Below are 9,239 nucleotides of genomic sequence, written 5' to 3'. Positions count from 1 at the left end.
TCATACTGTAGAGATGACGCTGGTCGAGATGGGGATACCCGCCGTGCGATCGGAGCGGCCGTCCCTGGACGGCAGGCCCGAGACGCCGTTCCTCGTCGACCGCTTCGGCCGGATCGCCCGCGATCTGCGCGTGTCCATCACGGAGAAATGCTCGCTGCGCTGCACCTATTGCATGCCCGAGGAAGGCCTGCCGCCGATTCCGCGCCAGGAACTGCTCACCGCCGACGAGATCGTGCGGCTGGTTTCGCTGGCCGTGCGCGAGCTGGGTGTGCGCGAAGTGCGGTTCACCGGCGGCGAACCGCTGATGCGCCGCGAGCTGGAGCAGATCATCGCGGGCTGTCACGCGGCGGTGCCCGGCACCCCACTGGCCATGACCACCAACGGTGTGGGCCTGGAACACCGCATCCGCGGGCTCGCCGCGGCCGGTCTGACCAGGGTCAACGTCTCCCTCGATACCGTCGACCGCGCCGATTTCACCCGCCTCACCCGCCGCGACCGCCTGGAATCGGTTCTCAACGGCATCCGTGCCGCGCGTGACGCGGGCATGGCGCCGGTGAAGGTCAACGCCGTGCTGATGCGCCAGAACCTGGCGGGCGCGGCCGACCTGCTCGCATGGTGCCTGGCCGAACAGTGCGAACTGCGATTCATCGAGGAAATGCCACTCGACGCCGACCACGAGTGGGCCCGCGATCACATGGTGACCGCCGCCGACCTCCTCGACGTCCTCGGCGAGCGCTTCACCCTGACCCCGACCACCCGCGCCGATCCCTCGGCTCCGGCCGAGAAATGGCTGGTCGACGGCGGACCGGCGACCGTCGGCATCATCGCCACCGTCACCCGCAAGTTCTGCGACAGCTGCGACCGCACCCGCCTCACCGCCGACGGCATGCTGCGTTCGTGCCTGTTCAGCGACCAGGAGTTCGACGTGCGCACCGCGCTGCGCGCAGGCGCCGACGACGACGAGGTCGCCGAGCTGTGGCGCGGTGCGATGTGGCAGAAATGGGCCGGTCACGGTATCGACGCCGCCGGTTTCGTCCCCCCGGAACGCACGATGGGAGCCATCGGTGGTTGAGGTCCGCTATTTCGCCGCGATCGCCGACGCGGTCGGCAAGAACACCGAATCACTCGATCTCCCCGAAGGCGCCACCGTCGCCGACCTACGCGCCACCCTCGCCGCCACCTACGGCTCGGATGTCGACGGCCTGGTCGGCGTCTGCGCTTTCCTCATCGGCGACGAACTCACCCGCGACCCGTCCGCCATGCTCCGAGACCGCGTCGACGTCCTACCGCCCTTCGCCGGCGGCTGAGCGCATGGTCCAGAGCAAGGCCCCGGACGTGGCGACCTACCTCGCCGAACTCCCGGAAGATCGCCGCGAGGCCCTCACCAGACTGCGTGATCTCTGCCTGCGGGAACTCGTCGGCTTCACCGAGGTCATGTCCTACGGCATGCCCGCCTACGAACGCGACGGCACCGGCGAAGTCGCCTTCGCCGGCCAGAAGCAGTACATCTCCTTCTACCTACTCCGCTCCGACGTCCGAGCGGCCTTCGCCGACCGCCTCGCAGACCACGACAAGGGCAAAGGCTGCCTACGCTTCCGCAAAGAACCGGACTACGTCTTGGTCCGAGACCTCTTGCGCGCCACGGCATCCAGCGAAGGTGCAATCTGCTGATCTAGCGGACCGACAGGCAACACCTACTGGCGCCACCAGGTGTCGAGAGGGGTTACCGGGACGGTGCGCTTGTGGCGGGTGTTGGTGAAGATCGACTCCACGCGTGCGGCCACCTCGGGGGTGACGTTCTTGCCTTCGAGGTAGTCGTCGAGCTCGCTGTAGCGCAGGCCGAGGGCTTCCTCATCGGGCAGGGCGGGACGGTCGTCCTCGAGGTCGGCGGTGGGGACCTTGGACCAGATGCTCGACGGGGCGCCGAGTTCTTGCAGCAGGGCCGCGCCCTGGCGCTTGGTGAGACCGGTGAGGGGCGTCAGGTCGACACCGCCGTCACCGAACTTGGTGAAGAACCCGGTGACCGCTTCGGCCGCGTGATCGGTGCCGACCACCAGCAGGCTTTCCTGGCCCGCGAGGGCGTACTGGGCGACCATCCGCTCACGCGCCTTGATGTTGCCGCGTACGAAGTCGCGCAACCGCTCGTGATCGAGCGCGCCCGCGACCTCGATGCCCACCGCGTCGGCGCTGGGGCGAATGTTCACCACGACCGTGCGATCGGGGTCGACGAAGTTCAGTGCGATCTGCGCGTCGTGCTCGTCGGCCTGTACGCCGTAGGGCAACCGCACCGCCAGGAACTTCGCCTCGACACCGTCGGCACGCAGCTCCTCGACGGCCAGCTGGCACAGCCGACCGGCCAGCGCGCTGTCCTGCCCGCCACTGATTCCCAGGGCGAACCCCTTGGCCGGGGTGGTGGCCAGGTAGTCCTTCAGGAAGTCGACGCGCCGCCGGACCTCCTTCTTCGGCTCGATCTCGGGCAGCACACCCAATTCGGCAATGATCTGTTCACGCAGTGTCCCCATGGCGTCTCACTCTACTTGCGGTGCAGGGGAAATGACCCGGCGAACGAGCCATTCCCAGTTGTCGCCGATCTGCTCGCGCGTGTAGCCGAGCACCTCGACCTGGTGGATGACCAGGGCCGCCGACAGTGTGGACAGCAGGGTGTCGGCGATCAGCGGGACTTCACCGTCGACCCCGGCCGCGCGCAGTAGCAGCGTGACGTGCGCCTTGTGCAGGGCATACGGTCCGTCGCCGAAGCGCCCGTTCTTCTCCGCGGCCTGGTGCAGATCGCCCTCGACCTCGATATCGAGCAGCCGGGTGCGCCCGAACGCGATCAGCCGTTCGGCCGGTTTCGCCGTGGGACCCAGCGGTGCGGGCCCGAACATGAACGCAGCCTGGAACTTCTGCTCGGAGTGATCCAACAGGGCCAGCATCAACCCGGTGCGATTGCCGAATCGGCGAAAGACCGTGCCCTTGCCGACACCCGCGCGCTTGGCGAGCGCGTCCATTGTGAGACCGTCGACGCCGTGCTCGCGCACCAATCGCTGGGCCGCGTCGAGCAGCAGCGCGCGATTGCGGGCGGCGTCGGCACGTTCGACCGGCTCCGCGCTACCGGGCAGTGGCCGCCCGATGCCGAGCAGGGGCGGCTCGTCGGACCTGGGTGTGCCATAGCTCACGGCGCTCACACATCCTCCGCGGGAAGTAATCGGACTGAGGTCCGGTTAATGTCGGATGAAACTTGGATCATTCCACTGAGTACACCAGGAGTTGCCATGAGCGAGACCCGCATCCTTACTCTCGTCGGAAGCCTGCGCGCGGGCTCCATCAATCGCCGCCTGGCCGAGGCCGCCGCGCAGACCGCGCCCGCCGGTGTCGATATCGCCATCTACGAGGGTCTCGGCGAGATCCCGTTCTACAACGAAGACCTGGACGTGCCCGGCGCGGTGCCCGCGCAGGCCGAGGCGCTGCGTGCCGCCGTCGCCGCGGCCGACGCCGTTCTGCTGGTCACCCCCGAATACAACGGCACCCTGCCCGCCGTGCTGAAGAACGCCATCGACTGGGCCTCGCGCCCGTATGGCGCCGGCGCGATCAAGGGTAAGCCGGTCGCCGTGGTGAGCGCCTCGATCAGCCCGAACGCCGCGGCGTGGGCGCACGGCGACACCGTCAAGTCCGTCGGCGTGGCGGGCGGCGTCGTCGTCGAGTCGGCGCACGCGCAGTTCGCGACCATCGGCGAGCGTTTCGCGCAGACTCATCCGGCCGAGGATGCCGAGGCGCTGACCCAGCTCGGCGCGACCGTGCACCAGTTGGTCGCCGCGGTGAACGGCACGTTGATCTCGGCGTAAGCTGGTCGTTCGGCAGGCGCCGCATCCGTGATGGATGCGGCGCCTTTTGGGTGTCCACCGAGTTTGCTGAAGACTCGCCGGTACATGAAATCGTGATCTGAACCACTGTTTTCCCTGCTGGCTGGTGGCCCGTCCTGGGACTTACCGCGTGGGAATTACATCCGTGCGACTCGCAACACCTTGTGTTGTTCCCATCTGTCGGACACTAGGTGTAGTGTCTGTCGTACTGGAAGACGGTGTGGAGCCACCACTGATCGGGCCCAAGGGAAGGGGTTTCGAGCAGGGCTTTCTTCGTCAGATCCAGGAGTTTGCGCAGCATCACCCGATCGTGGTTTGCATACGGATCACAGGCTGTGGATCAGGCATAGGAGAGAGGGACTTCCATCATGACCATCACCGTGTACACCAAGCCCGCTTGCGTGCAGTGCAACGCCACCTACAAGGCTCTCGACAAGGTCGGCGTCGACTACGACATCATCGACATCTCGGAGAACGACGAGGCGCGTGACTTCGTCATGGCGCTGGGCTACCTGCAGGCGCCGGTCGTCGTCGCGGGTGAGGATCACTGGTCGGGCTTCCGTCCCGACCGCATCAAGTCGCTCGCCGTCGCGGCTGCCTGAGTTCGCGCCGGTTCGCCGGTAAGGAGGCGCCATGCCCGAGCAGATGACTCCGGGCGGGCTGGTCTACTTCTCCAGCGCTTCGGAGAACACCCATCGTTTCGTCGAGAAGCTCGGTCTCCCGGCAACTCGACTTCCACTACATACCACCGCTGAATCGCCGCGGATCGACGAACCCTACGTGCTGATCACCCCCACCTATGGTGGTGGTCGGCACGTCATGGGCGGACAACGTCCCGACAAGGACCTCGTTCCACGGCAAGTCGCCAAGTTCCTCAACGACCCACACAACCGCGCGTTGCTGCGCGGGGTGATCGCGGCCGGAAACACGAACTTCGGCGATACCTATTGCGTTGCAGGAGACATCATCTCGCAAAAATGCGGGGTGCCGTATCTGTATCGCTTCGAACTCATGGGAACCGCTGAGGACGTCGCGCGCGTCCGAGAGGGATTGGGATTGTTTTGGCAACAGCAACCACAGCACCGGCAGGCAAGTCAGCACGCCTAGAGCAGTCGGCGGTGCGCGGCGAGACCGGCGAGGTCATGGACTTCCACGCCCTCAACGCCATGCTGAACCTGTACGGCCCCAATGGTGAGATCCAGTTCGACAAGGATCGCGAGGCCGCACACCAGTACTTCCTGCAGCACGTGAACCAGAACACCGTCTTCTTCCACAACCTGGACGAGAAGCTGGACTACCTGGTCAAGGAGAACTACTACGAGACCGAGGTGCTCGACCAGTACGGTCGCCCCTTCGTCAAGCAGCTGTTCCAGCAGGCGTACGCCAAGAAGTTCCGGTTCCCGACCTTCCTCGGCGCGTTCAAGTACTACACCTCGTACACGCTCAAGACCTTCGACGGTAAGCGCTACCTGGAGCGGTTCGAGGACCGCGTCTGCATGGTCGCGCTGACGCTGGCCGCCGGCGACGAGGTGCTCGCGCGCAACCTGGTCGACGAGATCATCGACGGCCGCTTCCAGCCCGCCACCCCCACCTTCCTCAACTCCGGCAAGAAGCAGCGCGGCGAGCCCGTGTCCTGCTTCCTGCTGCGCATCGAGGACAACATGGAGTCCATCGGGCGCTCCATCAACTCCGCGCTGCAGCTGTCCAAGCGCGGCGGCGGTGTCGCCTTGCTGCTCAGCAACATTCGTGAGCACGGTGCCCCGATCAAGAAGATCGAGAACCAGAGCTCGGGTGTCATTCCGATCATGAAGCTGCTGGAGGACTCGTTCTCCTACGCCAACCAGCTGGGCGCGCGTCAGGGCGCGGGCGCGGTGTACCTGCACGCCCACCACCCCGACATCTACCGCTTCCTCGACACCAAGCGCGAGAACGCCGACGAGAAGATCCGTATCAAGACGCTCTCGCTGGGTGTGGTGATCCCCGACATCACCTTCGAGCTGGCGAAGAAGAACGAGGACATGTACCTGTTCTCGCCGTACGACGTCGAGCGCATCTACGGCAAGCCGTTCGCCGATGTCGACGTCACCGAGAAGTACTACGAGATGGTCGACGACAAGCGCATCCGCAAGTCGAAGATCAAGGCGCGCGAGTTCTTCCAGACCATCGCCGAGCTGCAGTTCGAGTCGGGCTACCCCTACATCATGTTCGAGGACACGGTGAACCGGGCCAACCCGATCAAGGGCAAGATCACCCACTCGAACCTGTGCTCGGAGATCCTGCAGGTCTCCACCCCCTCGGAGTTCAACGACGACCTGTCCTACTCGAAGGTCGGCAAGGACATCTCCTGCAACCTCGGCTCGCTCAATATCGCCAAGGCAATGGACTCGCCCGACTTCGGTCAGACCATCGAGACCTCGATTCGCGCGCTGACCGCGGTGTCGGATCAGACCCACATCTACTCGGTGCCCTCGATCGAGCAGGGCAACAACGAGTCCCACGCCATCGGCCTCGGTCAGATGAACCTGCACGGGTATCTGGCGCGTGAGCGGGTCCACTACGGCTCCGAAGAAGGTGTGGATTTCACCAACATCTACTTCTATACCGTTGTCTACCACGCGATTCGGTCCTCGAACCTGATCGCCAAGGAGCGCGGTAGCGCCTTCGGTGGGTTCGCCGACTCCAAGTACGCCAGCGGTGAGTACTTCGACAAGTACACCGATCAGGCGTGGGAGCCCAAGACCGACAAGGTGGCTCAGATGTTCGCCGAGGCCGGCGTGCGCATCCCCACCCAGGACGACTGGCGTCTGCTGAAGGCCTCGGTGCAGGAATACGGCATCTACAACCAGAACCTGCAGGCCGTCCCGCCGACGGGTTCGATCTCCTACATCAACCACTCCACCAGCTCGATCCACCCGGTGGCGTCGAAGATCGAGATCCGCAAGGAAGGCAAGATCGGCCGCGTCTACTACCCGGCCCCTTACCTGGACAACGACAATCTCGAGTACTACGACGACGCCTACGAAATCGGCTACGAGAAGATCATCGACACCTACGCCGCGGCCACCCAGCACGTGGACCAGGGCCTGTCGCTGACACTGTTCTTCAAGGACACCGCCACCACTCGCGACCTGAACAAGGCGCAGATCTACGCATGGCGCAAGGGCATCAAGACGCTCTACTACATCCGCTTGCGCCAGATGGCACTCGAGGGGACTGAGGTGGAGGGTTGCGTCAGCTGCATGTTGTGAGCTGAGCTAACGATTTGGGGCGGTCTCCGTAGGGGGCCGCCCCTTTCGCATCACGGGGCACTGCCGAAGAGGTCGAAGCAGGACCAGCCGCCGCGGAACCACTGGCCGGTCAGCTGCCAGAACGACGGATAGGTGCCGTCGGCGTAGCGCAGGCGGAGGCCGTAGGAACACTTGCCGACCGTCGTCCCGGTGAGTCGTTGGACGACCGTGCGGTGCAGGAAGGACACGCCGAGCCAGGCGATGATGCCGTACAGGACGGCTGTCGTGCCGGGCGCGACGTACCAGGCGGTGGCGCCGATCGCGGCGTGCAGCGCCATGTCGATGAGGAACGCGGGGATCACGCCGGTCTCGTCGCCGCTGGAAGTGCGTCCGGTGAGCGGGAATTCGTCCTTCGAGTGCTGCGAGTTCCGCGTTTCGGGTGCGACCGACCTCGGTCGCTCGTCGGCGCCGCGCTCGTATCCGCTCTTCCTTGCCGTGTGCCGGGGCGGTGCTGCGTAGCTCATGTGGCTCAGAGTGGTCGACACCGCTTAACAAGCACCCGGTGCCGACCTTGCCGACCTGATCACCGGCTTTCGGTGATCGTCAGCCCGCGGAACCGGAAGACAGCCACGGGAATCCGGAAGCTGATCCGGTGCCACCGCCGGCGGGCAGGTTGGCGCCTGCCGAACCGGGGCGGTGGATGCGGACGGTGACCGGGTCGGTGCCGTCGGCTTCCACGGTGACGATGCGCGCGCCAGGTGACGAGGTGACCTGTCCGCCGGTGACTTTCACCTCGTAGTCGTCCGGATGGAACAGGTCCGAGACGTAGATCTCGGTCGGCGCGGAGGCTGGATGTGGACGGTAGCGATAGGCGAAATCGCCTGTGCCGGAATCGAAGACCATGCTGTCCGGCGTACCTGCTGTCGCCCGTGGATAGGTGCGGACCAGTTCGCGGCCGAGGTCACCGCGGAAGGGATCCCCGTCGCCGGAGCGGTAGTGCCAGTAGTGCCAGCCGATGAACCGTTCATCGGCCCGAATGGTGGTGTTGCGCAATACCGTCGGATCACCGTCGCCGAATTCGGTGACCATGGTGGGAATGTCGGTGCGATCGGCGAACGAATCGATGTTCGACCAGGTCAGGTCCTGCTGCGCGGGGCACAGCGCGCGCAGTTCCTCGGGCAGGCCGAGGTAGATCGCGAGCTGACTGGGGATGCAGTAGTCGTGCGGGGAGAACACGATATTCGGGCTGGTGATCGGTGGATTCTTGCCCAGGTGGCTCGGCATCGACTCGTTCCAGGTGACATTCGGTTCCCAGAACACGGGCACCGTGGCGTTGCGCGCCCGGACCGCATCGGTCAGCTGTTGCAGCGCCCGTTGGTATTTCACGTCGAATTCGGGACAACCGTTCGGATAGCAGGTGAGAAACGGTGAGCCGGGCCACGGTTCGTTGAGCAACTCGATCCCGAGCACGCTCGCTCGCCCGTTCATTCGCTCGGCGAGCGCGCCGAGCGCCACCCCGAGATGATTCAGCACCCCATAGGTGTTGTTCCACACCTCGTCCCATCCAACGTTCATGCTCGGCATCAGATAGAACAGCGGGAACCCGGGATTCGGCTCGCCCTCGGCAGGCCGGGCCCGGATCGCCCACTCGGGAAAGCCGTTGCCGTCCCAGATCTTCGACAATCCGTCCTGATGATTGTCGAGCAAGGTGTAGATCCCGTGCGCGGCAAGGGTATCCACCACATTCTCGACCCGATCCAGATAGGCGGTGTCGACGAGGCCCTCCGTCGGCATCAAGCCGTCGAACGACACCCCGAGCCGCACGGTTGAGAACCCGTGCCGAGCCAACATCGCCGCCGACGCATCGGTGAGAGTGAAGCCGTCATCGGGTTGCAGATATGGCGCGTCCTTGTCGACGGTGTTCACGCCGTGCAGCAGGACTGTGCGTCCGTAGCCGTCGATCAACGCGGATCCCTGCGCCCGCAACGGTGTCAGCGGCACTGCTGGATCGGCGGTCACCGGGGCACTGCTCACGGCCAGCCCGGCCGCGAGTGCGAGTGCCGTCATCCAGCGCACCGGTCGCCTCATCGTCCTCAACATCTACGTCCTCGATCCCCAGGCGGACACTCGATCAACTGAACGAATGTCCAAG

At 65.1% G+C, this 9,239-nt stretch carries 11 protein-coding genes; 7 read left to right on the top strand and 4 right to left on the bottom strand.

Translation table 11 applies throughout. The annotated features are described in order from the left end of the window. The first annotated feature begins 13 nt into the window (after positions 1 to 13). Genes moaA through ACFXKN_RS11150 form a run of 3 tightly spaced genes read left to right on the top strand, consistent with a single transcriptional unit; the run spans position 14 to position 1,671 of the window. On the top strand, positions 14 to 1,072 hold the full coding sequence (gene moaA, locus ACFXKN_RS11160) for a GTP 3',8-cyclase MoaA (RefSeq protein ID WP_378953250.1): 1,059 nt from the start codon (positions 14 to 16) through the stop codon (positions 1,070 to 1,072). Continuing rightward, positions 1,065 to 1,307, top strand: coding sequence for a MoaD/ThiS family protein (locus ACFXKN_RS11155; protein ID WP_378953252.1), 243 nt, complete (start codon positions 1,065 to 1,067; stop codon positions 1,305 to 1,307). Before moaA ends, ACFXKN_RS11155 begins: the two co-directional genes overlap by 8 nt. A gap of 4 nt (positions 1,308 to 1,311) precedes the next feature. After that, positions 1,312 to 1,671, top strand: a complete 360-nt coding sequence (locus ACFXKN_RS11150; RefSeq protein ID WP_378953254.1) for an iron chaperone — start codon at positions 1,312 to 1,314, stop codon at positions 1,669 to 1,671. A 23-nt stretch (positions 1,672 to 1,694) separates the two neighbouring features. Here the strand turns inward: ACFXKN_RS11150 and nadE are convergent, their stop codons facing one another. Further along, a complete protein-coding gene (nadE, locus tag ACFXKN_RS11145; protein ID WP_378953257.1) occupies positions 1,695 to 2,522 on the bottom strand; it encodes an ammonia-dependent NAD(+) synthetase in 828 nt (275 codons plus the stop codon). 6 nt (positions 2,523 to 2,528) lie between these two features. Further along, positions 2,529 to 3,140 (bottom strand): TetR/AcrR family transcriptional regulator, encoded by a 612-nt coding sequence (locus ACFXKN_RS11140; RefSeq protein WP_378953554.1) that lies wholly within the window; start codon positions 3,138 to 3,140, stop codon positions 2,529 to 2,531. Between the two features lie 132 nt (positions 3,141 to 3,272). Here ACFXKN_RS11140 and ACFXKN_RS11135 point away from each other — a divergent pair, with 132 nt between their 5' ends. From ACFXKN_RS11135 to nrdE, 4 genes are all read left to right on the top strand, one after another. Next, positions 3,273 to 3,842: an NAD(P)H-dependent oxidoreductase gene (locus ACFXKN_RS11135; protein ID WP_378953259.1), complete on the top strand. Its 570-nt coding sequence runs from the start codon at positions 3,273 to 3,275 to the stop codon at positions 3,840 to 3,842. Positions 3,843 to 4,228: 386 nt separating this feature from the next. Further along, on the top strand, positions 4,229 to 4,462 hold the full coding sequence (nrdH, locus tag ACFXKN_RS11130; RefSeq protein ID WP_378953261.1) for a glutaredoxin-like protein NrdH: 234 nt from the start codon (positions 4,229 to 4,231) through the stop codon (positions 4,460 to 4,462). Between the two features lie 31 nt (positions 4,463 to 4,493). Then, entirely contained in the window at positions 4,494 to 4,967 is a 474-nt protein-coding gene (nrdI, locus tag ACFXKN_RS11125; RefSeq protein WP_378953263.1) for a class Ib ribonucleoside-diphosphate reductase assembly flavoprotein NrdI, read from the top strand. A gap of 35 nt (positions 4,968 to 5,002) precedes the next feature. Further along, on the top strand, positions 5,003 to 7,108 hold the full coding sequence (gene nrdE / locus ACFXKN_RS11120; protein ID WP_378953556.1) for a class 1b ribonucleoside-diphosphate reductase subunit alpha: 2,106 nt from the start codon (positions 5,003 to 5,005) through the stop codon (positions 7,106 to 7,108). Between the two features lie 50 nt (positions 7,109 to 7,158). Here nrdE and ACFXKN_RS11115 read toward each other — a convergent pair whose 3' ends face one another. Together ACFXKN_RS11115 and ACFXKN_RS11110 are read right to left on the bottom strand one after the other, a co-directional pair. Next, complete coding sequence (locus ACFXKN_RS11115) at positions 7,159 to 7,611, bottom strand: RDD family protein (protein ID WP_378953265.1); 453 nt, start codon at positions 7,609 to 7,611, stop codon at positions 7,159 to 7,161. A gap of 79 nt (positions 7,612 to 7,690) precedes the next feature. Further along, the gene (locus ACFXKN_RS11110; RefSeq protein WP_378953267.1) at positions 7,691 to 9,154 is read right to left on the bottom strand and encodes a cellulase family glycosylhydrolase; all 1,464 of its coding nucleotides are present in this window, start codon (positions 9,152 to 9,154) and stop codon (positions 7,691 to 7,693) included. Positions 9,155 to 9,239 lie beyond the last annotated feature (85 nt).

This window comes from Nocardia sp. NPDC059195 (assembly GCF_042754695.1).
Lineage (GTDB): Bacteria > Actinomycetota > Actinomycetes > Mycobacteriales > Mycobacteriaceae > Nocardia.
Note: the sequence above shows the minus strand (reverse complement) of the source record. Positions and strands in the feature narration are given on the sequence as shown.